We start from the raw sequence: 22,175 nt of genomic DNA, 5'->3' as shown, positions 1-22,175 counted from the left end.
TGTCAGATAATTGTCATTAAGTCTGAAGCTAAACTGAATCGCAAACGCATATTTTATCAGTTTGTCAGTAAGGGCGATATATATAATATTAATCTAATTATCCGTCAAATAAATTGTCACACAAATTGATTTATTCGCTTAAAGCATAGATAATTGATGCTTATAATTCTCAGAATTTGAGTGTTCAATAACCTAAACTGAGTCCTGTTTAATTTTCCTACCGTTTATCTATTTTTTGATTAAAACGATAGCTAAAAGTCCCTCTATTGCTGGAGTTCATATGTGCCAAGATTGCGGTTGTTCATTACCAAGAGGTGATCACCATCATCACCAACTACAAGCAAACCCTCAATTAAATGATAAAAAGACATTATCAGTTATTCATAAAATTCTAGATAAGAATGATGTGGAGGCTGCACATAATCGCGCCCATTTTGAAGCACAAAATGTGACGGCATTTAATTTGATGAGTAGCCCTGGTAGCGGTAAAACCACATTACTGGAGCATTTACATAAGTACACCGATTTAAAATATGCGGTCATTGAAGGTGATCTAGAAACTTCGCGTGATGCTGATCGCCTAAAAGCACACGGTATTGACGCATACCAAATTCAAACAGGTTCTGCGTGTCACCTTGATGCCTTTATGGTTCACGGTGCATTACATCATGTTGATCTTAAAAATATTGATATTTGCTTTGTTGAGAACGTGGGTAACTTAGTTTGTCCTGCAAGTTACGATGTGGGCACCCATAAAAATATTGTTTTGGTTTCTGTGCCAGAAGGTGATGACAAAATTGAAAAATACCCAGTGATGTTTCGTCGGGCGGATGTGGTTTTGATCACTAAGTGTGATTTATTACCGTATTTTGATTTCAGCGTTGATGAAGCGAAAGCACAACTGAAGAAACTGAATCCTAATGTTGAAGTGATTACGCTATCAACCAAAGATGAAGCAACTTTTGCGCCTTTAGTTAAGTGGTTAACTGCTAATCAACGCCCACAGGAAGCGTAATTATGTGTTTATCGATTCCATCGCAAGTTGTAGAGATTCACGAAGATAATACCGTCACGGTTGATACTATGGGCGTAAAACGTCGCGTAAGCTGTCATCTATTAATGGACCCGCTTGCTATTGGTGAGTATGTATTGATCCATATCGGTTTTGTCATGAGCAAAATTGATGATAAAGATGCACAAGAAAGTCTTGAAATGTATCAGTTTATTATGGATGAATCAGGGCCACTTCCAATATGAATTTCGATCTAAAAAAACTGTATGAAGGCTTTCGTGATGCCGATACAGTATTGAGTTTAGCTGAACAGATTAAGCAACTTGCGGTTGATTTACCTGAGCCGATGCAAGTAATGGAAGTGTGTGGTGGTCATACTCATACCATTATGAAGTATGGTTTAAAGCAGCTATTACCTGAGAACATTGATTTTATTCACGGCCCTGGCTGTCCTGTGTGTGTGATGCCCAAAGAGCGCATTGATCATGCAGCGGCATTAGCGAGTCAGCCTAATGTGATTTTAGTGACATTGGGCGACATGATTCGTGTTCCTGGTTCAAAAGGCAGCTTGGCACAATATCGCGCTCAAGGGTGTGATATTCGCCCAATTTATGATCCGCTTGATTGCTTAACGATTGCGCTTGATAACCCCGATAAAGACGTGGTTTTCTTTGCGATTGGGTTTGAAACCTCAACCCCAATGACGGCGATTTTAATTGAACTTGCCGAGCAACGTCAGATCAATAACCTTTATTTTCATATTAACCATGTATTAGTGCCACCTGCAATTGATGTGGTGATGGCTGATCCTGCGGTGAAAGTGAATGCCTTTATTGGTCCTTCACATGTAAGTGTTATTGAAGGTGCTAAAATTTATCGCTCGGTAGTTGAAAAATACCAAACGCCGGTCGTGGTTGCAGGATTTGAACCCGTTGATGTGATGGAATCTATTCTGCGCTTAACCAAGCAAAGAGTAGCAGGCATTGCTGAACTTGATGTGCAATATACACGCGCGGTAACAGAAGAAGGTAATACGGTTGCTCAAGCGGCGGTTAAACGTTGTTTTGATATTCGTGATAGTTTCCGCTGGCGTGGCTTAGGGCCGATTGCTAACTCAGCATTACAATTGAATGAAAAATATCGCCATCGTGATGCTGAAATTAAATTTGCTGCTTGCTTGCCAATGACACCGATTGATGACCATAAAGCGTGTCAGTGCGGTGATATTCTACGCGGTTTAGCAAAACCAAAAGATTGTAAAGTCTTTGGTCGTGGTTGTACGCCACAAACGCCACTTGGCAGTTGCATGGTGAGTTCAGAAGGTGCGTGTAATGCGTATTTCCGTTACCGAGGTGTAAAATGAGTGAACAAGATTTCTCCGCTTTATCGACTACAAAATCTATTCAACTAAGTCATGGCGGTGGCGGTCAGGAAATGAATAAGCTCATTAAAGGCTTATTCTTTAAAGCGTTTGATAATGCGATTCTGCGTAGCGAAGAAGATGCTGCAGTATTAACCCTTGAAGGTAAAACTGCCTTTACTACTGATTCATTTACAGTGTCACCGTTGTTTTTTGCTGGTGGTAACATTGGTAAATTAGCCATTGCAGGCACTGTGAATGATTTAGCGATGATGGGCGCACAACCACAATATTTAAGTTGTAGTGTGATTATCGAAGAAGGGTTTGAAATCGATAAACTTAAAACTATCGTTAATAGCATGGCAAATGAGTTAAGTATTTCAGGTGCTAAAATCGTTTGTGGTGATACTAAAGTAGTGCCTAAAGGGTGTGCTGACGGTATTTTTATTAATACCACCGGTGTTGGCAAAATCATGCAAACAGGCATTTCAGTCCGTAACCTTGCTGATGGTGATGCAATTATTGTGTCGCGTGATGTTGGTCGTCATGGCGCAGCTATTTTAATGGCGCGTGAAGGCTTAACCCTTGAATCTGAGCTTATCAGTGACTGCAATACGCTATGGCCTGCGGTTGAAGCACTTATTGCGGCAGGGCTTGATATTCATGCAATGCGTGATGCAACCCGTGGCGGTTTATCTGCGGTATTAAATGAATGGGCACAAGCCTCTGATGTGGGTATCAACCTTGTTGAAGATGATGTACCTGTTAGTGAAGAAGTGCGTGGCCTATGTGAATTATACGGGTTTGAACCGTTTGATTTAGCCAACGAAGGCACGTTTATTATTGCATTGCCTCAGGCACAAGCGCAAAAAGCATTAGAAGTGCTTGAAGCCTTTGCCGCCTGTGAAAACGCAGCTGTGATTGGTTCGGTTAATAATGAACATACAGGTCGTGTAATTCTAACCAGTGGTTGGGGTAGTCGTCGTTATCTTGACCTTCCTCAAGGTGAATTATTACCGAGGATCTGTTAATGCACGAGTATTCCATTGTTGGCGCTTTAATCGAACAATGCGAACAACATGCTCGTGATAACAATGCAGACAAAGTCACTCGTGTTGCAATTAAAGTCGGCATTTTAAGTGGGGTAGAACCCGCCTTACTTGAAACGGCTTTTCAGACTTTTAAGCTGGAAGGCATTTGCCATGACGCTGAGTTTGAAATGAACATTCAGCCGCTGGTGTTATCCTGCCTTGAATGTGGACAAGAAACCATTCATAACGAGCGCAGCATTATCTGTCAGCATTGCGGTAGTAATCGCACCCATGTTTTAGATGGCGAAGATTTAATGCTAATGCAGCTTGAAGTCGAGCAAAGCAAAGACGCATAAGCAGCGATTATCACTAAAAAAGGCCGTATCAGTTAATGCTGATATGGCCTTTTTTAATTTCCGTTATTCTCTACAGTGAATGCTACCCCCAACCCCGTCATTCCCTACAGTGAATGCCCGTGAGGGCGATAGGGAATCTACTCTCCACGCGTTGTAGATACAAACTCGATCGCACTCGCCCTAGACCTTATTGCTTTGATAGTATTTCTTCAAATAATACCGTCATTAATTTTTGACCATTTTCTGTGGTCCAATCTTGAGCTAATTCTGCAATTAATTGGTTAGTTGAAGTTAGTGTTACTCCATTTGATTCCATGCGACGCAATGCGGTTTCATCCGCTAATGTCGTTGGCGATCCTGAGCCATCTACGACAACTTGTACTCGATAACCTTCTTGAACAGATGTAAGCGCAGGGTAAACAACGCAAACGTCAGTGGTTATACCTGCAATGATTAAGTTTTTACGGCCTGTTGCAGCAACAGCTTTAGCAAAGTTTGGATCTTTCATCGCATCGACAACACCTGCTCTTTGAATACGTAATGCATAAGCTTCAGGTACGGCTTGTTGCAGCTCATCAAATAATAACCCTTGGACATTATTTTCTTGGCTAGAAGTTAAAATTAGAGGCATTCCTGTCTCTTTTGCAGCACGTGCTAAGGCTAATGTATTGCGTTTGATTTGTTCTAAATCAGCAGAATGAACCCATCCCATAGTGCCCACTTGATGATCAATGAGAAGCATTGCACTGTTTTCTGGTGTGAATAATGTGTTTGTCATAGTGGTATTCCTTATTATGATTTCATCATTGTTTTAAAAAGTTGTGCAATATTTTGCTGACCAATTGTGGCATTTTCGTAACTAGTGTGGACCGATGGCCCTGTTGGTAAAATAGGTTGTGCCAAAGAAGCCGCTGACACAAAAATAAATTCACTATTATCCGTTTCAGCGATGATCTCTAACATCGCAGCATTATCAATGGTGATTAATTGTTGGGTTGCGACACGCTCGCCAGATATTGATATGCTACCTTTTAGTACATATATAAAGCGTGAATCCTGCTTTGGTGTCGGCGCATAACGCCAGTTTGCATCTTTGGCTGATAACGTTATGTGATAATAGTTTATATCAATAATATGGTTAATTGGACTTTTAATCCCTGCGTATTCACCCACCAATATTTTCGTCGATGTATTTACCTCTTCGATAATCGGCAGATCTTCATTAGAAACACCTTGATAGTGCGCTTCACCCATTTCGATGTTTTTTGGTAAAGCGGTCCAAAGTTGAAATGCCTCAAAGTGACCGTCTTGTGAGGTTAATGTTTCTTTATGCAGTGCGCCTGCACCCGCCACTAACAGTTGAACACTGCCCGTTGGTAATCTAGCAACGTTACCTTGTGAGTCTTGATGGATGAGATCGGCATGAATAACATAAGTAATGGCAGCAATACCTGAATGGCCATGAAAATCGAATCCAGCTTCCGTTTGGGGTGAATTCAATTGGAAATGATCCCACATCACAAAAGGATTTAATTGCTGCATGTTATCTTGTCGAATAAAGCTGTTTATTGGCCCATGGCGTAGACCAGTATAGTTTGATTTAATCACGATAAACTCCTTCTGTTTGATGGAATAAGTGTATGCTTTAATCGAATGCTTTATTAGATGGTATAATTGAGTTTATTTGTCCCATATTTATTGGTAATTGAATGGTTGATTTAAACGAGATTAAGATCTTTGCAACTGTTGTTGAGATGAACAGCTTTGTTGATGCTGGCAAAAAGTTAGCTATGCCATCAACCACCGTTAGCCGCAAAGTTCAGCAATTAGAAACAGCGTTAGGGGTACGGTTATTAAATCGCAGCACCCGTAAATTATCGTTAACTAATTTAGGTGAAATTTATTACCAACAGGTGAAGCCTTTTTTGTGCGGTATGGAAGAGGCTAATCAATCGCTACAACAGAACCAACAAATACCTGATGGTTTAATTCGTATTACAGCCCCGTTTGATTTCTCTGTTTATTATTTACAGTCAGTGATTAATGATTTTCTTGATAGATATCCAAAAGTGAAGATAGAACTGATCGTCAATGACAATCTATTGGATATGATTGATCACAACGTAGATATTGCTTTTCGTTCCGGTGAGCTTGCAACACCAACATTGATAGCGAGAAAAATACGGCGTAAGCAAATCATTTATTGCGCGAGTAAAAGCTATATCTCACACTATGGCACACCTCAATCACCGAGTGACTTAATCGATCATAATTGTATTTTATGGCAGCAATCTGAAGCCAAGCAATATTGGACATTTGCGTATGAAAATGGCTTAAAAGAATTCCCAGTTAAAGGCCGCTTTGCTGCAGACAATACCCATTTACACATTACTGCAGTGCGTGAGGGCAGAGGCATTGCGCGGTTGCCAGAAGGGTTAGTTGAACAATATATTGATAGCGGGGAACTGATACCGATTTTATCTGAATATAGTCATGAATCAGGAAATATGTATATGGTGTACCCATCTCATCGCCTACAACCGCAAACTACCCGTTTGTTTATTGATTATGTGATGGATACTTTTCATGCGTTGTAGAGTTTCTGTTTTCATTGGCGTCTTTGAGGCTCAATCACGCGGTGAATAGATCCCGGATAGTTTCGTTCCTCAACTTCCGGGATGACGGGAAATAACCTTCATAATTCCCTACGATAAATGCCACCCCCAACCCCGCCATGCCCTACAGTGAATGCCCGCGAGGGCGATAGGGAATCTACTATCCACGCGTTGTAGAGTGCTTGTTTTTGCTGATGCCTGTGATGTTCAAACACGCGGTGAATAGATCTCGGATAGTTTCGTTCCTCAACTTCCGGGATGACGGGAAAATAACTTTTGTCATTCCTTTCGATAAATGCCACCCTCAACCCCGTCATTCCCTACTGTGAATGCCCGCGAGGGCGATAGGGAATCTACTATCCGCGTGTTGTAGAGTGCTTGTTTTTGCTGATGTCTGTGATGCGCAATCACGCGGTGAATAGATCCCGGATAGTTTCGTTCCTCAACTTCTGGGATGACGGGAAAATAACCTTCATCATTCCCTATAATGAATGCCGCCCCCAACCCCGTCATTCCCTACAGTGAATGCCCGCGAGGGCGATAGGAAATCTACTATCCACGCGTTGTAGACTTAATCATTGAATAATATTTCACGGCTGAACTCTTCAAGTTTTTTCCCTTTAACATAATGATTAATCAGTTTAATTGGGTCTAAATACAAGCACTTAATTGGAGGGTAATCATCATCTTCTAGATTCTTAGTTGTTCTATTTTGCATGTGAACTGATTTTAATGGGCCAGAACCAGGGAAAACAAAAGCATTACTGACCTTTGATTCTGGACAATAGACTTTCAGTGCTTTTGCATAGAAAAACTGTTTTACTAAATCAGGCCACCCAGGGGCGCTATTAAGACCTTGTGCTCCATAGTATTTTGCATCAACAACAGCAAATTTATTACTATTAGGATACCTTAAAACGGTATCTGTTCGTTGTGCCTTTGAAGCTGCTGGCTTTAGTGTTCCGTCATTAAATTGATATGTAGGAACAGAAAGTAATCGATTAACAGGAAAATTCCATGATAATGTTTTATCTAGCATATGTTCCCACATACCATGAAAATGTTTGAGCCCAATTACGGAGTCACTTATTTCACGTCCATGATTACACTCTAGATATTCAGATAATAATTGTAATAATCGGATATCTCTTTCCGAAAAAACAGATATTAATTCAGAATGTAATACGCGTAATTGTTCTGTAATATTTCCTTTTGGTAACGGTATGTTTTGTATGTCTTGTGATACAGATAATTTAGATCCAGTAACTATCCATCCAAAAGATTTATCTATTTGTTTAATAATACTGGCATGTATACGAGATACTTCGCTATTAGAAAAATAACGACGCCTAGTACCATATACATCAAGATAAACAGGTCCACCATCTCCTGGAAAAGGTGTCTGGTTTGATATTGTTCGCTTCCAATCAGGTTTACCTGTATTCAAAACTTTCTCTGATAATCGACGAGAATATAAGCCGTTATTACAAAAATCTTCAAGTAAGGTAGATATTAAATTGAGACGATGACTACCAATGCAGTCAATGCCTTCATCTAGTGCATATAGTTTGCTTGTTCTATCTTCAGAATAACGACGAATTGCTTTCATTAAAAATGAAGCAATTTGATAACTATCACGGCTACCTAATTTAGGAATATCTGAGTTTCTGGGTAAAAAGACATGAGCTCCTGAACTGTTTATAACTAGTCCACAAAACGATATTTTTATATCGTCATGGGTGATCAAATACTGATTATACATTTGCTTTCTGAGAGCATCTGGTAGGGAAGATACCAGTGCTCTATCAGTATAATGATAAAGTTTTGATGGCATTATTCGTATTCCAAGTATGTCTTAGTATCAACAGATTCAGCCATTTTTGATAGTAAGCTTTCTTCAATAGCGTTATTAAAGACAGTAGATCCTTGCTCAAAAGCATTAATTAATTGACTAAAGTTGATTAATTCTACAGATTGTCCATTTATAATTACTTCATCTTTGAAAATAATCGTTTTTTGGTTATGGCGTAATACATCATCCCATAAATACATTAGTAATTTACCTTTTAATGTATTGTCAGGATCCTTTTGAAGTTCAGTTTCACTAATAAATCGATGACCAAGTAAACGATCTTCTGGAATACGCTCAGTTGCTAAATGCTTATTGATAACCATTGCTAAAATAGACCATTCAATAGGTTGAATAGTTATATTTCCAGCAGATTCAATTGGTATATTTAATGTCCCTTTAGATGCTTTTGAGTAATCAATTTGTAAATATTTAAATTGCCAGCGGCGCTTAAATGCAGTATCCATTGGCATTACTGCTTGATCACTACTATTCATGGTAGCCAATAATGATAAATTTGATGGAATTTTTAGCTTACCAGTAGAAAAATTATTAAGCGTTTTTTCATTAAGGTAGGCTAGTAAATCAGGATCTGATACATCAATAGAATAAGAACTTTCACCGTTTTCATCACGATCAAGTAATTGAAATATCTCACCAAAAACAGCAGCAGCAGCAGCTCGATTAATTTCTTCTATTACAAGAAAATATTCAGAGGAGGGGTCAGATATGGCTTTAATAATTGCTATTGTAAATGGACCTGGACGGAATTGATAACTGACACTATTGTTGTTCATTATTGGCTTTAAACAACCAATAAAGTCACTGTATTGTGTATCGGGATGAAAAACAGTACGAGTAAAATAATTTTCATCTTTTCCTTGAGATATAGAATAGCTTTTACCTGTACCTGGGGCACCATAATAAATAATATTAGTACTATGAAAGTTGTCGCCACTAGAGTTTTTTAGCTCTCTGATTTCTGTGATGTTACACTTTTGAGACGAAAGATAATCAATGGCAATGGCTAAATATTCATCTGATAGTTGAATTTCTTTTTCTTTATAATTACTAAGATTATTTAATTGATAAATGATTTTATTAATCAAAGCAAACAAAGGAAGTGTTTGAACTGTTGATAATGCATTTACAACAGGATCCTTTATATATGTTGAAAATAAATCTCGCCAATCTTTTTCAATATAATTAATGTGCTTTAAAAAAACAGGTAGATTTTGTTTAATATCTGTTAATACATCAATAAGTTGAATTAAACTTATTGAAAAATATTTAGGATTACCTCCTTTACCTGTATTTGAAAAAATAAAACTTGGTGAGATCTCACCGTAAGTCAGGCTCATCCCGCTCTCAATATCAGAGCATTTTTTAACAAAACTAGATAATGTATTAGGTGACATATAACCTTATTCCATTGCATGTGATTATATACAGTGTTAGTATTAGCCGGGTTAAAAACCGGATAAGCATACCTAATGACAACTGTAATTATAAATAAAGCTGAATATATCAAAACTTTAAGATCAAAACTTGGACTTGGAGCAACAGAAGTCGCAAATCTTTTAGGTTTAAACTCGACAGGCGAGCGAACAGTACGAGGCTGGGAGAAAGGTGAGCATGAACCAACCAAGGCAAAGTGGAACGCAATTCTAAATTTAGAATATGAATTAAAAGAACACCATAACAATGCTCCTTTTAAGCAAAAATCACTTTCGGATTCAGATTTTAGCTTTATCGATCTATTTGCAGGTATTGGTGGTATTAGGTTGCCATTTCAAAAATTAAACGGACATTGTGTATTTACATCAGAATGGGATAAGTTTGCACAAAAAACTTATCTTGCTAATTACGGTGAAATGCCCAATGGTGACATTACTCAGATCAAAACAAAAGACATTCCAGATCACGATGTTTTGCTTGGCGGATTTCCTTGCCAAGCATTTTCACAAGCTGGATTAAAACAAGGTTTTAGTGATACACGTGGAACCATGTTTTTTGAAATTCAGCGTATTCTCGCAGAAAAAAGACCAAAAGCATTTTTACTTGAAAATGTTAAGCAAATTCAAAGCCATAATAAAGGTGAAACGTTAAAAACCATTTTGGCTATTTTGCGTGGTGAATTTGAGCAAGAGATTCCAACTGATGTACCTATGAGTGAAGATGCTCGTAGTGCATTATCTAAAAAGCTGAATTACTGCGTTGATGTAAAAGTTTTACGTGCAGGTGATTTTGGAATCCCACAAAATAGGGAACGAGTCTTTTTTGTTGGATTTGATCGTGATGCATTTGGTTTAGATGAAAATATAAAACTTGAAGATATCTTTACTTGGCCTATTGGTGAAAAAACCACAACTCGTGTAGGTGATATTCTACAGCCTCAGATTGAATTATATGTCGATAAAGACAAGCACGATAAAGATCGTTTTACTATTTCTGATAAGTTGTGGACTGGGCATAAAAAACGTAAAGAAGAGCATAAAACAAAAGGGAATGGTTTTGGTTATTCGTTATTCAATGCTGAAAGCGAATATACAAATACAATAAGTGCACGCTATTATAAAGATGGATCTGAAATACTAATTGATCAAAGCCATCTTGATAAAAATCCAAGAAAGTTAACACCAAGAGAGTGTGCAAATTTACAAGGTTTTCCTCATAACTTTATTGTTGATGCTGTATCACAAGGTCAAATATATAAGCAATTTGGTAATTCTGTATGTATGAAAGTTATTGATGCTGTAGCAGAGCAATTAGTAATTACTCTAAAAAAACTCGATAAAAAATAACCCCACAAAAAAGCCCCATCACTAACAGCAATGGGGCTATTTAATTCAATAAAATAAAACCTTAACGGCGGCGCAGTTTCAAGAACAATGCACCAGCACTTAAGTTGCTACCATCAAGCTCTAACTTGCGGTTTGTTACGATAGGGTAATTCTTACCTACACGTAAGCAGATGCGATCTGCTAGCACTTCATTAGCAAAGTCACTACCTGCAAGGGTAACGGCTTTAATGCCTGTGGTTTCGTCCATACGTTCGATCCAGTTAGCAATATAATCAGCTAATGAGTCCATTACACCAAAGGCGAGTTTGTCGTAATCGACTTCATCAACCACTAAGCTAAAGCTCATTAAACTGCCGAGCATTTTTGCCCAATCAATGGTGCGTTTGCTATTTACCATATCTAATGAAAAATCAACACGATGACCTTGGTTACTATCATTGTGTAGTGATTTAGCAATCAGTGCATCGTTAAGATATTGAACGCTATCATGCCCCGATTTTGACAGGCCAAGAACCGTTGCGACAACAGCAAATAAGCCTGAAAGTTGATCATTACACTCATTCAAGACTAGCTTGTTAAGATCATTATAACTCACCGGTATTTGCTGCTTAAATTTAGCTAAAACATCCGCTTGCTCACCCGCAGCTAATACTGCAATCATTTCTGCGCCAGAATGTGGCAGGGTAGGCATTACTAAGAACGTATCTGTACGAGTAAATTTATCTTGGCTGACAATTTCACCAGCAGCATAACGACTAAAATAAATCGCGGCACTATGACGGCCAACACCTGATTCTAACATTCCGCCATGCAATGCACAGATAGGCAAGGTATGAGCGGGAACATCATTAGCATGATTAGATTGGTAATCAAACCTAATGCGACGTTTGCTCCAATAGGCGTTTAGGCCATTGATGCAAGCTTGATCGTGCAAAGGCTCAACCGATTTAAACGGCACGAGAGGATGAATAGCAGGATCGCTACAAACCTGACTCCAGCCTTTATTGATGCGTGCAATTAATGGTTGTTGATGATTGGTTTCAATGTGTAAATAATCGATACCACGCACACGCAGTATTTCAGTGAGTACTGTTAATACGCGATTGTAGCTAAAGCAAAGATCATACAAGGGTTGATCAAGCTGAGCATGGTGACGTTTAGCGCGAACAGTGACACGGGGTTTTTCTAAGCTCGATAACGCTAATACATGGATTGATGGCACGATAAAATGCATCGGTACATTATTAGGGTTACAGATAATAACTTGTTGACGCTGGTGCTGTGTTGCAGCAATAGGGCCACGGCTTAGATGAAACTCGTGTTGTTGGTTGTTAGGCAGCGGTAAGCTAAAGCTAACATGACCCGTGTTCATTACCGTATCAGCCCATTGCTGAATTTGCTCACTACTAATTGATGAATCAACCAGTTGTTCACCATGGCAATGGGAACAGGTAATGCCAATCTCACCAAAGAGTTCAGATTGATTATCACCAAGAGCGGGTTCGCAATAACTACAGAAAGGCAGATTATGCGCAGTTGTTATTAAGGGAACAATACGACCTTCACGGTGACGAATTTCTTTAATTGAAGAGTCAATCAGCCAAATAGACAGTAAAAAATCTTTTGCTATTTGGTCTGCTAGTGCTTCAAGTTGTGGCTGAGTGCCAACCGCTTCAATGATATAACGATTTTTTTCATAGCCAATAGTGATTTCTAACTGTTGTTTTGCTAGGTAATCGTTACATAATTGAGCATAAAATGGTACAGGACGTGAACAAGTAAAAGAAAACTGAATTAATTTCATTGTTGTTCAATACCTCGCTTGTAAGCTGTTGGAATCAGGCTGTTAATATCAATATTGTTCACTTTTTCGCAATCTATGTCGAGTGCTGAAAGGTGTTTAAGCAATGCAGACTCCATAATCGGTATTGCAGCATTAATTTTAGATGTTAGACCCATATGCATTGGCTCTAACACTGTTGGTGTAACGCCTAAAACATAGGTTTTGGGACGATCGCCAACCAATTCCATCATGATTAATGTTTGTAGCATTTCAACTTCGTGAGCACTGCCTTGCCAATCGATTTCAGCAGGGGCTTTATCAAAGTCAAAGAAATACACTTCACCAGCATCTACATCGGCGGCATTAACAGTATCAACCACAACAAGGTGGTCGTATTGGGTTAATGTTGGGATAAGACAATGTGCTAACGTACCGCCATCAATAAGATCAATTTGATGGTCGGAGTGCGTAAAGCGGTAATTTTCTGTGAGATAATTGACGAAATGTACGCCGACTCCTTCGTCGGCGTACAAGACATTGCCAATACCAAGCAGCAATATCTTCATTTGCGCTAGTGGCCTTTATTTTTTGAATGACTATTGTGGTGAGCATGATGCTGGACGGGATGATTGCCTTTATCTGCTTTTTTTACGTTTACTGGGTGGTAATCGTAACCAGACATAATGGCATCAGCTGAACCGTTACGGAAACGGATCCCTGTCCAAATCACCATATACACGTGGATCAATACAAAAATAATGAATGCCCAAGTAATGTAATGGTGCCATTTACGCACTTCATCTAACCCGCCCATCGCGTATGCGACCCATTGAGCAGGTTCCCACATCATGCCACCAATACCTAAGTGGTATACATTAGCATATAGCGTTAAGCCAGTCACACACATGAAGATGGCAGCGATAGAAATCCCTGCATAAACCATGAGTTGCAATGGACCATAAGCGCCATGGTGGGGTGCATTACCCATCCAAAAATAGGCTTTGATCTGCTTTACCCAGCTTTTTGGACTGATGATGTCCTGAATTGAGCGACGTTCAACATTACTATGGCTGAAAAAGAACAGATAGACACGAATTAAGGTCACGGCAATTAAAACAAAGCCTAATACCTCGTGCGCTAAACGGATCCAGCCTTGTTCAAGCACGTTGGTGCTATCGGGTGCGACTAAAAACGGCCAAGCAATATAAAAGCCAGTAATAACTAACCCAAAAATCGCAAAGGCACGTAACCAGTGACATAAACGGATAACGAATGAAAATACATAGGATCGTTTATACAACACGGTATCTGTTGACATGATAAATCCTTAGTTACATAGCCTGAGCTGGAATACGGAATTCACTTAATGATTGGCCTTTGTAATCCATTACGTGTACTGAGCACGCCATGCAAGGATCAAATGAGTGAATAACACGCAATACTTCTAGCGGTTTTTTCGGATCTTCAAGGTGTAAACCCACTAACGATGCTTCGTATGGACCTACTTTGCCGTTACCATCAATAGGACCTGCGTTCCATGTTGTTGGTACTACTGCTTGGTAGTTTTCAACTTTTGCATCTTTAATGCGTAACCAGTGACTCAAGAAACCACGCGGTGCTTCAATAATACCGACACCTTTGTATTCTTTATCAGGATCAATGGTTGGTTCAATGTAAGTGGTATGATCTGAATTGAGGTTAGTCACCATAGATTCAAAGGTTTCTAAACCATGACGAGAGATGGTTAGCGTATGTAACATACGTGCTGCAGTACGACCTAGTGTAGTAAATAACGCACCAGCAGGAAGACCTGTTTGTTTCAGGAATTCGTTTACAATCGGTGTTACGCGTGGGTTGCCTTGAGCGTAGTTAACTACCATGGTTGCAAGTGGGCCAACTTCTACAGGTTCGCCATTGTAACGTGGTGATTTCACCCAAGAATATTTACCCGCTTCGTTGATTGTCGGACGTTTACCAACAATGGTATCGCGTTCAATAAACGGTGTATGCTCAGGAATGGTGGTGCCATCGTATGGATGCTGAGGCTTATTTGCGTCATACCATGAGTGAGTCACATCTTCCGCAATCAGATTAATATCAACCTTTTCAGCTTTAGATAAATCTTTATTACGAATAACGCCACTGACAAAAAGGTGATCATCTTGGTTAAGTAAAATAGATTCACTGCACATGAAGGTATCAACGTTACAGCCACCAAGAACACTTGGCGCTGTACCGTAAGCCGCTGCCGCCATTAAAATATCGGCTTGATATGCGCGTTCAACAAAATCTGCAACATGTTGATATTTTTGTTTAAATTCTTGTAGACGAGCAGGGTCTAACATGTCACGCACACAGGTTACGCCACCAACAACAATCGATTGTGGATGTGGATTTTTACCGCCCCAAACAGCCATGCATTCTGCGGCAATACGCTGAATTTCTAGTGCTTTAAGGTAGTGGCTTAAACCGATTAAGTTTTGCTCTGGGGTGAATTTGTACGTTTTGTTGCCCCAATAAGCATTAGCAAATGGACCTAACTTACCTGTATTGACTAAGCCCTGTACTTTTTCTTGTGCAGCACGTAAATCACCTTCACCAGCAGCTATTGGTGTTGCTGAATATTTCATTGCCTCAGCCGCAGCTTTAGCAGGATCGGCACTTAATGCTGATACAACATCTATCCAATCTAGACCATGCAGAATGTAGAAATGCACAATGTGGTCATGCAATTGTATGGTAGTTAAAATTAAGCTGCGAATGTATTTCGCGTTAATAGGCACTTGGGCATTGATTGCATCTTCAACCGCTAACGTACCACATAGGTAGTGTGATGATGTACATACACCACAGATGCGTTGCATTAATAGGCCTACATCGTATGGTGTACGACCTTTCATGATAATTTCAAGACCACGAAATAGGGTAGAAGATGCCCATGCTTTGTTGATCACGTTATTCGCATCAAGTTCAACTTCGATGCGTAAGTGGCCTTCGATACGAGTAATGGGATCGATAACGACGCGCTTGCTCATGAATTATTCCTCGACTTTTTTAGCAAAAATACTGCTGACGGCGTGTGCACCAATACCAACGGCAGTGACACCTAAAATAACGGCACCAATGGTATCTGCGGTTGCATCTAAACCATGGACAGGTTGACGGCTTAATGGCTTTTCGAAATCTGCCATGTCATCCCAGAAATCAGGTTCAGAACAACCGATACAACCATGACCTGCAAGTACTGGCCAGCTGGTGTGAGCATTAAAACGCTCTGTAGGGCAGTTGTTATAAGTGTAAGGGCCTTTACAACCCATTTTAAATAAGCAGTAACCTTGTTTGGCATTATCATCACCAAACTGAGTTACGAATTCACCTGCATCAAAGTGACCACGACGCTCACAGTTATCATGAACACGTGCGCCATAAGCCCATTTAGGACGGTTGAAAATATCCAATGCAGGCAGGCGACCAAACATAATGAAGTACATTAATGTACCGGTAATGTTGGCAGGGTTTGGTGGACAACCAGCAACGTTAACCACAGGACGGTCAATAACCGTACCAACACTTTTTGCGCCGGTTGGGTTAGGGCGTGCGGCTTGTACACCACCGAAAGATGAACATGTACCCACACAAATAACCGCGGCTGCATCTGCGGCAACGCGTTTAATTAATGACATGCCAGTTTCAGCTTTGCTACCTAAGGTAAGGAAAGTACCGTTGTTAGCTGTTGGTACGGCACCTTCAGCGGCAAGTAGGTATTGACCTTTGTAGGCTTTCATTGCGTTATCAAGGTTTTCTTCTGCTTGATCGCCAGCGGCCGCCATGAGCACTTCTTGGTATTCAAGCGACACATGTTCAAACAGTAATGTACTAATATCTGGTGTAGTACTACGTACCAATGATTCTGAACAACCAGTACATTCGGCAAGGCTCAACCATATAAGTGGTACACGATCTGAAAGCTCTGCAGCTTCGGCAACCATGGTACTAAAAGGTAGGGGGAGTGCCAGTAATGAAGTGATGGTTGCACTCCAAATCATGAAGTCACGACGGGTAATGCCATTTTTTTCAAGTTTTTTCTGAAAAGAACCCTCACGAAGAGGTTTCATTTTTCGAAGCTCGGCAAGACGTTTTTGGCCGAGTTCAAAAAGGGCTGCATGCGAATCCATCTATCAACCTTGTTAGCTATGATTAAATATACTTTGGAAGTATTACTGTTTAATTTTATGACTTAAATCAATACAAATATTTGATCTACATCAGATTTTGAAAATTTGTGTGACAATATAAAAAGTCAAAAATGATGCTATGCATAAATTAACGCTTGGATAATGATAATGGCTATTATTTCAAGGCATTTCGATATTATTTTCTTGGTAACGCTATGATAGTTAATGTTTTTATTTGGATGTGTGATTTTGGCGATTGATCAATGAGATGCGGGGTTATGCAATATAAAAGCGAATTAAAATATAAATATTCTGAAGGGATAATTGAGGAAATTCTAAAATTAGATTTTTTTAGTAATACGGCACAAAAAACGCCCTTATTTGATTAAATAAAGGCGTTTTTAATGGGTAAGATTGGCTAAATAAGCTTACTCACCAACAAGAAATTTCTTATCAAGCACACAAAAAGCAAGTAATAGATTTGCAGCTGCAGCATAGAAACCAAACTGGTCTCGAAGCTGACATTCTTTAGCAAATAAGGGTAACCAGTTTAATAGCATGGTGTTGATGAATGACAGCTGTGATTGCATTAATGCTTCACGTTGTTCTTCTGTCTGTTGCTGATTACCCATGATGATTAAATTGCCCATAAAGTCTAATTCAATCGCAAGATGATCTGCGGGTTCATTAAATTCTTTGCGTTGGGCAATATCAAATGATGCCATAAGCTCATGCATTTCTTGTGCTGGCTTATCGTTTAGTAAGCCTGTTTTACCGACATACATTGATGCGTAAGGCAACGCCCCTGATTTTGGCGTGCTTAAAAATAAACCACAAAAATCAGCAGCAAGTTCTAGTTGTTCGTCACTACGTGCATGTGATTTTTTTATAGCAGCACGGAAAGTATCGACAGGTGCTTTTAATTCCTCAGTCATACCAAGACCAGACAGGAACGTATACATCTCACCGCCATGGTATTCATGTAGATCTGCATCACTTAATTCACGGGCGAAAAGTGAAGACATCCACCAGTAGATTTCAGCACGTTGTTCGTTGAATGCGATAAATTCTTGCATGGTCACTCCAGACATAAAACATATTCAAATAAAGCAGTTAGGTAGAGTATACCTAAGGGTTATTAGAATAGGTTCTAAAAAATGAAATAAAGGCGATGAAAGAAAAGTTCATCGCCTTTTATGGATTGGTTTTCTATGCTAACAACAAGGGATTATTTGTCCATTGCCGGGAATAGAGGATCAATACCTGTTTCATAAGTTGGACCGTTAAAGCCCGTTACTTCAGGTACGGGACCTGTGTACTTCTCAATATCAACCACAGCTGTATGTGCTGATGTTGCTTGTGCTAGTTTAGATGTACCGATATCTAACGTTAGTACGTTTGGATCGCCATAAGTACAAATTGTACCCGCTTTACCTCCATCAAGTGGGCTATACCAAGCACCCTCATGAATACGACATACGCCTGGAGAGTAGTCATCTGTTACTACTGCGCCAGCCAATACTTGACCACGACCGTTAAATACACGTACCAAATCCCCTGATTTAATATTACGTGCAGCTGCATCTTGAGTATTGATGTAAATCGGCTCACGATCCGCAACAGCATAAGTTGCACGGAAGTCAGTTGATGAACATAGCTGTGAGTGCAAACGGTTATTTGGGTGACAGCTTTGTAAGTGAAGCGGGTAGACATCAGAGCGTGGACCGCCGTGACTACGTTCTTCTTTTTCGAACCACATTGGGTGACCTTGACAGTCGTTATAGCCCATATCTGCGATTGTCTTACAGTAGATCTCGATAAGACCTGATGCTGTACCTAGTGGCTCAAGATCCGGTTCGTTACGGAATGATTCGTGACGTACCCACTCTTTGCCTGCAGGGAATTCAATATAACCTTCACCTTCCCAGAATTTAGCGAAGGTTGGCATACGAACACCGATACCACGGCCTTGTAAACGCGCACCGTTGTAGATCTCTTCAATGATTTCCATTTTCTTTTTACCGCCAGTAAATGCTTCTTCACGGTTGAAGCGTGCACATAGCTCACGGAAAATATCAAAGTCATCTTTAGATTCAAACATTGGCTCAACAATCTTACGTAATGCAAGGATACCTTTGTTGGAGTGGTTACCAAACTGCTCGATATCATCACGCTCGTAAGTGGTTGTTGCAGGTAAGACGATATCTGCAAAACGACAAGTGGCTGTCCATTGGTGCTCGATAGAAACAACCGTCTCTAGTTTTGTCCATGCCTTGATCATACGGTTACGATCTTGGTGGTGAGCGAATGGGTTGTTACCACTGAAGATCGCCATCTTCATGTAAGGGAAGGTGATTTCGTTACCATTCCATTGAATCTTCGTACCTGGGTTAGAGATACAATCCACAAAACGTGCTACTGGGATTGTCTTAGCGTAACCTTTAAATGAACCGTTGTAGATTGGTTCTACGCCAGTAACACCACTAAAGCCAGACATTAACGGGCCAGCAGAGGTGATAGTTCCGGCGTCGTTGTAGTGCCAGCCGAAACCGAAACCACCACCAGGTTGACCAATTTGACCAAGCATTGCTGCTAGAACAACCAGCATCCACGCCCATTGCTCGCCGTGTTGCATACGCTGTAGACACCAACCACCGACAAGCTGAGTACGACCACCCGCCATTGTACGTGCTAGTTCACGGATCTGACTTGCCTTGATGCCAGAGATTTTCTCTGCCCACTCAGGTGTCTTAACGATACCGTCAGTTTCGCCCATTACGTAAGGCATGAACTTGTCAAAGCCTGTGGTGTAGTTTGCGATGAATTCTTTGTCGTATAGATTTTCAGTGTATAGCGTGTGCGCAATCGCCAGCATCAACGGAATATCTGATTGTGGGTGCACAGGTAATTGCTCACCACCAACAAACTTCATGGTTTCGTTACGTACTGGGTCAATGTGAATAACTTTAATTTCTTTGTTTTTCACTTTTTCAGCAAGCTGCTGGTATGAGCCGTATACGCTGTGATCAGGAACCAACCAACCTACTTGAAGGTTTTTAACTGGATCCGTACCCCACATTACGATGGTATCTGTGTTTTTAAGCACGATATCCCAAGAGGTTTGCTGTTCGTAAACTTCCATTGCACCCGCAACGTAAGGAAGAATAACTTGTGCAGCACCTGTTGAGTAGTCACCCATTTTACCAAGGGTAGTACCGTGAAGGCTAATACCACGCTTCATCATTGTACCTGCATTGTGTAGTTTACCTACAGACTGCCAGCCAGTATGACCTGCGTATAATGCACTTGGGCCGTAAGTTTCTTGAACACGGTTTAATTCGTGTTGGAAGAAATCTAATGCTTGTGACCAAGGCACACGTACGAAACGGTTGTTACCACGTTGGCTTGTATCTGACTTGTAGCCTTGTTTTAGCCAGTCGATACGAATCATTGGGTATTTAACACGTGCAGGGTTATAAACCACTTCACGTACTGCATCTAGCATCACTGTTGGGTGTGGGTCTTTTTCAAACGGCGTGGTTTCAGTCCATACACCGTTCACTACTTTAGCGCGGAAAGCACCCCAGTGAGAGCCACAAAGCACTTCACCGTTAAAGCCTGATACTGTTTCTGTCGCAGCCATTGCTTTACGAGGAGCAAGTAGGCTAGTACCGACAACGGATGCAGCACTTGCAATCGCTAAACCTGATAGGAAGCGGCGGCGTGTAATGCCTTTATGATTGTTTTGAGTCGCCATAGTTGGAGAATCCTTAAACTTTAATTTTTATCGATGGGGCGGGGATAACTATTACCACCCGCCTATCATTTAATCGTTTATTGGTGCGCTGGATTAATGCGCGCCAGCACCACCTGTATCGCTGCCGTGGTTCTGAAGATATTTAAGTAGTGTGCGTTCTTCAGTCTTAGTCAGACGGTAGTAAGAGCTCATGGCTTTCAGACTTGCGATCCAGCCATTTGCAGTAAAATGGCCAGGATCTGGCGCCGCGTGACAAGCGTTACATGTAGACGCGTACATATCTTCTGCATAATTCCAGATTGGTTTGATACTATCAATCATGTTTGATTTAGTGATCCAACCTTGAACGCTGATGTTCTGCCACACAATGTTAGTTGCAGGATCAGTTTCTTCTTTAATGATTTTCTCGTTCGCTTTCACTTCGCCACGGATAGTTGCCTTAAAGACACGCTTGCCCATGTACTCAGTCATTACACGACCTTTACCTGCTTTTTCTAACCAGCCGTTAACTTCAACTTTCAGCATGTCGCCTTTACGTTCAAGTACAGTGACTTCAGAAGCGGGTAGTAATTTACCTTCTGACTTACCTTTAGCATCGTCAGTGGCAAAGATATCCTTCTCACCTAGAGAGTAAAGCTTCTCTGCTGTTGCACCTTGAGAGGTCGCTTCAGCTTCTAGTGCTTGGTAGTCTTTTTGGAAACCGCCAGCCATGTTTGGAAGTTCGTGTGCAATACCTTTGTGACATTCAATACAGTTCATGTCTTTTGCAGCAGCGTCTGTCATTGCAGCAGCGGCTTCAGGTGATTGCTTAGCATGATCCATCGCTGAATAGTTGTGACAACTCTTACATGTGCTGGAGTTTTGTTTTTCCATGCGCTTCCAAACCATCTGAGCTAATTCTAAACGGTGCTCTTCAAATTTTTCAGGCGTATCGATTTTTTTGGTAATGAACTGGTTATACACATCTTTTGATGCCATTAACTTCGTTTCAATCATACCGACTAAATCTTTTGGCTGGTGACAGTCAACACAGTCAGCGCGAACACCAGACGCATTTTTGAAGTGTACAGATTGAGTGTACTCTTCATAGTTCTGCTTCATGGTATGACAACCAATACAGAATTCATTGGTTGATGCGTGTTCAAAACCTTTGTGTACAGCAAAAATGCCACTCACTGCGATACCAATACCAACAAGCACCAGAGCAAGAATTGAATACTTGCTACTTGGTTTCGTCAACATCTGCCAAATTTTTTTCATTTTGAAAGATTCCATTTAAAAGAATGCTCACCGTAGGCTACGGTGACGGTTAAAATTTTATGAGGTAATCTTATTGTCACGATATGAATAAGGTTAACGCTGCGAATGAATAGCAAAGGCATAGTTATGACAAATTGTGAATGGTCTTAGTTTGTGCTACCGTTCAGTTAGAA

General features: G+C 40.3%; 19 protein-coding genes. 7 read left to right on the top strand and 12 right to left on the bottom strand.

The window, feature by feature from the left end; genetic code table 11:
* Nucleotides 1–280 precede the first annotated feature (280 nt).
* Genes hypB through hypA form a run of 5 tightly spaced genes read left to right on the top strand, consistent with a single transcriptional unit; the run spans nt 281 to nt 3,759 of the window.
* Nucleotides 281–1,015 (top strand): hydrogenase nickel incorporation protein HypB, encoded by a 735-nt coding sequence (hypB, locus tag Q0V26_RS04670; RefSeq protein ID WP_297478521.1) that lies wholly within the window; start codon nt 281–283, stop codon nt 1,013–1,015.
* Between the two features lie 2 nt (nt 1,016–1,017).
* Nucleotides 1,018–1,257 carry a HypC/HybG/HupF family hydrogenase formation chaperone gene (locus Q0V26_RS04665; protein WP_080157651.1) on the top strand — a complete coding sequence of 80 codons (240 nt, stop codon included), beginning with the start codon at nt 1,018–1,020 and terminating at the stop codon, nt 1,255–1,257.
* Nucleotides 1,254–2,375 carry a hydrogenase formation protein HypD gene (hypD, locus tag Q0V26_RS04660; protein WP_297478519.1) on the top strand — a complete coding sequence of 374 codons (1,122 nt, stop codon included), beginning with the start codon at nt 1,254–1,256 and terminating at the stop codon, nt 2,373–2,375. The genes Q0V26_RS04665 and hypD overlap by 4 nt, the downstream gene beginning before the upstream one ends.
* Nucleotides 2,372–3,403 (top strand): hydrogenase expression/formation protein HypE, encoded by a 1,032-nt coding sequence (gene hypE / locus Q0V26_RS04655; protein ID WP_297478517.1) that lies wholly within the window; start codon nt 2,372–2,374, stop codon nt 3,401–3,403. The genes hypD and hypE overlap by 4 nt, the downstream gene beginning before the upstream one ends.
* On the top strand, nt 3,403–3,759 hold the full coding sequence (hypA, locus tag Q0V26_RS04650; RefSeq protein WP_297478516.1) for a hydrogenase maturation nickel metallochaperone HypA: 357 nt from the start codon (nt 3,403–3,405) through the stop codon (nt 3,757–3,759). The genes hypE and hypA overlap by 1 nt, the downstream gene beginning before the upstream one ends.
* A gap of 187 nt (nt 3,760–3,946) precedes the next feature.
* Here hypA and Q0V26_RS04645 read toward each other — a convergent pair whose 3' ends face one another.
* On the bottom strand, nt 3,947–4,537 hold the full coding sequence (locus Q0V26_RS04645) for an isochorismatase family protein (protein WP_297478515.1): 591 nt from the start codon (nt 4,535–4,537) through the stop codon (nt 3,947–3,949).
* A 14-nt stretch (nt 4,538–4,551) separates the two neighbouring features.
* Entirely contained in the window at nt 4,552–5,367 is an 816-nt protein-coding gene (locus Q0V26_RS04640) for a pirin family protein (protein WP_297478514.1), read from the bottom strand.
* A 101-nt stretch (nt 5,368–5,468) separates the two neighbouring features.
* On the opposite strand from Q0V26_RS04640, the gene Q0V26_RS04635 reads away from it, so the two are divergent.
* Nucleotides 5,469–6,356 (top strand): LysR family transcriptional regulator, encoded by an 888-nt coding sequence (locus tag Q0V26_RS04635; RefSeq protein WP_297478513.1) that lies wholly within the window; start codon nt 5,469–5,471, stop codon nt 6,354–6,356.
* 589 nt (nt 6,357–6,945) lie between these two features.
* Here the strand turns inward: Q0V26_RS04635 and Q0V26_RS04630 are convergent.
* The gene (locus tag Q0V26_RS04630; protein WP_297478512.1) at nt 6,946–8,208 is read right to left on the bottom strand and encodes an LlaJI family restriction endonuclease; all 1,263 of its coding nucleotides are present in this window, start codon (nt 8,206–8,208) and stop codon (nt 6,946–6,948) included.
* Nucleotides 8,208–9,641: an AAA family ATPase gene (locus tag Q0V26_RS04625; protein ID WP_297478511.1), complete on the bottom strand. Its 1,434-nt coding sequence runs from the start codon at nt 9,639–9,641 to the stop codon at nt 8,208–8,210. Before Q0V26_RS04625 ends, Q0V26_RS04630 begins: the two co-directional genes overlap by 1 nt.
* A 75-nt stretch (nt 9,642–9,716) precedes the next feature.
* Between Q0V26_RS04625 and dcm the strand changes: the two genes are divergently transcribed.
* On the top strand, nt 9,717–11,027 hold the full coding sequence (dcm, locus tag Q0V26_RS04620; protein ID WP_297478510.1) for a DNA (cytosine-5-)-methyltransferase: 1,311 nt from the start codon (nt 9,717–9,719) through the stop codon (nt 11,025–11,027).
* Nucleotides 11,028–11,088: 61 nt separating this feature from the next.
* Here dcm and Q0V26_RS04615 read toward each other — a convergent pair whose 3' ends face one another.
* The 8 genes from Q0V26_RS04615 to torC form a co-directional block, all read right to left on the bottom strand.
* Nucleotides 11,089–12,831 carry a hypothetical protein gene (locus tag Q0V26_RS04615; protein WP_297478509.1) on the bottom strand — a complete coding sequence of 581 codons (1,743 nt, stop codon included), beginning with the start codon at nt 12,829–12,831 and terminating at the stop codon, nt 11,089–11,091.
* Entirely contained in the window at nt 12,828–13,376 is a 549-nt protein-coding gene (locus Q0V26_RS04610; RefSeq protein WP_297478508.1) for a HyaD/HybD family hydrogenase maturation endopeptidase, read from the bottom strand. The genes Q0V26_RS04615 and Q0V26_RS04610 overlap by 4 nt, the downstream gene beginning before the upstream one ends.
* Before the next feature lie 5 nt (nt 13,377–13,381).
* The gene (gene cybH / locus Q0V26_RS04605) at nt 13,382–14,128 is read right to left on the bottom strand and encodes a Ni/Fe-hydrogenase, b-type cytochrome subunit (protein ID WP_297478507.1); all 747 of its coding nucleotides are present in this window, start codon (nt 14,126–14,128) and stop codon (nt 13,382–13,384) included.
* A gap of 13 nt (nt 14,129–14,141) precedes the next feature.
* A complete protein-coding gene (locus Q0V26_RS04600) occupies nt 14,142–15,845 on the bottom strand; it encodes a nickel-dependent hydrogenase large subunit (RefSeq protein WP_297478506.1) in 1,704 nt (567 codons plus the stop codon).
* A 3-nt stretch (nt 15,846–15,848) separates the two neighbouring features.
* Nucleotides 15,849–16,985 (bottom strand): hydrogenase small subunit, encoded by a 1,137-nt coding sequence (locus Q0V26_RS04595; RefSeq protein ID WP_297478505.1) that lies wholly within the window; start codon nt 16,983–16,985, stop codon nt 15,849–15,851.
* 428 nt (nt 16,986–17,413) lie between these two features.
* A complete protein-coding gene (torD, locus tag Q0V26_RS04590; protein ID WP_297478504.1) occupies nt 17,414–18,061 on the bottom strand; it encodes a molecular chaperone TorD in 648 nt (215 codons plus the stop codon).
* Between the two features lie 152 nt (nt 18,062–18,213).
* Nucleotides 18,214–20,742 (bottom strand): trimethylamine-N-oxide reductase TorA, encoded by a 2,529-nt coding sequence (gene torA, locus Q0V26_RS04585; protein ID WP_297478502.1) that lies wholly within the window; start codon nt 20,740–20,742, stop codon nt 18,214–18,216.
* 93 nt (nt 20,743–20,835) lie between these two features.
* Nucleotides 20,836–22,002 carry a pentaheme c-type cytochrome TorC gene (torC, locus tag Q0V26_RS04580; RefSeq protein WP_080157636.1) on the bottom strand — a complete coding sequence of 389 codons (1,167 nt, stop codon included), beginning with the start codon at nt 22,000–22,002 and terminating at the stop codon, nt 20,836–20,838.
* Between the last annotated feature and the right edge of the window lie 173 nt (nt 22,003–22,175).

The sequence above is a fragment of the uncultured Photobacterium sp. genome, assembly GCF_947039875.1.
GTDB lineage: Bacteria > Pseudomonadota > Gammaproteobacteria > Enterobacterales > Vibrionaceae > Photobacterium.
This window is presented reverse-complemented; position numbering and strand designations above follow the sequence as displayed.

Bases quoted from the DNA above. Each gene is read 5' to 3' on its own strand.
- hypB (WP_297478521.1), top strand. From the start codon at position 281: ATGTGCCAAGATTGCGGTTGTTCATTACCAAGAGGTGATCACCATCAT.
- Q0V26_RS04665 (WP_080157651.1), top strand. From the start codon at position 1,018: ATGTGTTTATCGATTCCATCGCAAGTTGTAGAGATTCACGAAGATAAT.
- hypD (WP_297478519.1), top strand. From the start codon at position 1,254: ATGAATTTCGATCTAAAAAAACTGTATGAAGGCTTTCGTGATGCCGAT.
- hypE (WP_297478517.1), top strand. From the start codon at position 2,372: ATGAGTGAACAAGATTTCTCCGCTTTATCGACTACAAAATCTATTCAA.
- hypA (WP_297478516.1), top strand. From the start codon at position 3,403: ATGCACGAGTATTCCATTGTTGGCGCTTTAATCGAACAATGCGAACAA.
- Q0V26_RS04645 (WP_297478515.1), bottom strand. From the start codon at position 4,537: ATGACAAACACATTATTCACACCAGAAAACAGTGCAATGCTTCTCATT.
- Q0V26_RS04635 (WP_297478513.1), top strand. From the start codon at position 5,469: ATGGTTGATTTAAACGAGATTAAGATCTTTGCAACTGTTGTTGAGATG.
- Q0V26_RS04630 (WP_297478512.1), bottom strand. From the start codon at position 8,208: ATGCCATCAAAACTTTATCATTATACTGATAGAGCACTGGTATCTTCC.
- Q0V26_RS04625 (WP_297478511.1), bottom strand. From the start codon at position 9,641: ATGTCACCTAATACATTATCTAGTTTTGTTAAAAAATGCTCTGATATT.
- dcm (WP_297478510.1), top strand. From the start codon at position 9,717: ATGACAACTGTAATTATAAATAAAGCTGAATATATCAAAACTTTAAGA.
- Q0V26_RS04615 (WP_297478509.1), bottom strand. From the start codon at position 12,831: ATGAAATTAATTCAGTTTTCTTTTACTTGTTCACGTCCTGTACCATTT.
- Q0V26_RS04610 (WP_297478508.1), bottom strand. From the start codon at position 13,376: ATGAAGATATTGCTGCTTGGTATTGGCAATGTCTTGTACGCCGACGAA.
- cybH (WP_297478507.1), bottom strand. From the start codon at position 14,128: ATGTCAACAGATACCGTGTTGTATAAACGATCCTATGTATTTTCATTC.
- Q0V26_RS04600 (WP_297478506.1), bottom strand. From the start codon at position 15,845: ATGAGCAAGCGCGTCGTTATCGATCCCATTACTCGTATCGAAGGCCAC.
- Q0V26_RS04595 (WP_297478505.1), bottom strand. From the start codon at position 16,985: ATGGATTCGCATGCAGCCCTTTTTGAACTCGGCCAAAAACGTCTTGCC.
- torD (WP_297478504.1), bottom strand. From the start codon at position 18,061: ATGCAAGAATTTATCGCATTCAACGAACAACGTGCTGAAATCTACTGG.
- torA (WP_297478502.1), bottom strand. From the start codon at position 20,742: ATGGCGACTCAAAACAATCATAAAGGCATTACACGCCGCCGCTTCCTA.
- torC (WP_080157636.1), bottom strand. From the start codon at position 22,002: ATGAAAAAAATTTGGCAGATGTTGACGAAACCAAGTAGCAAGTATTCA.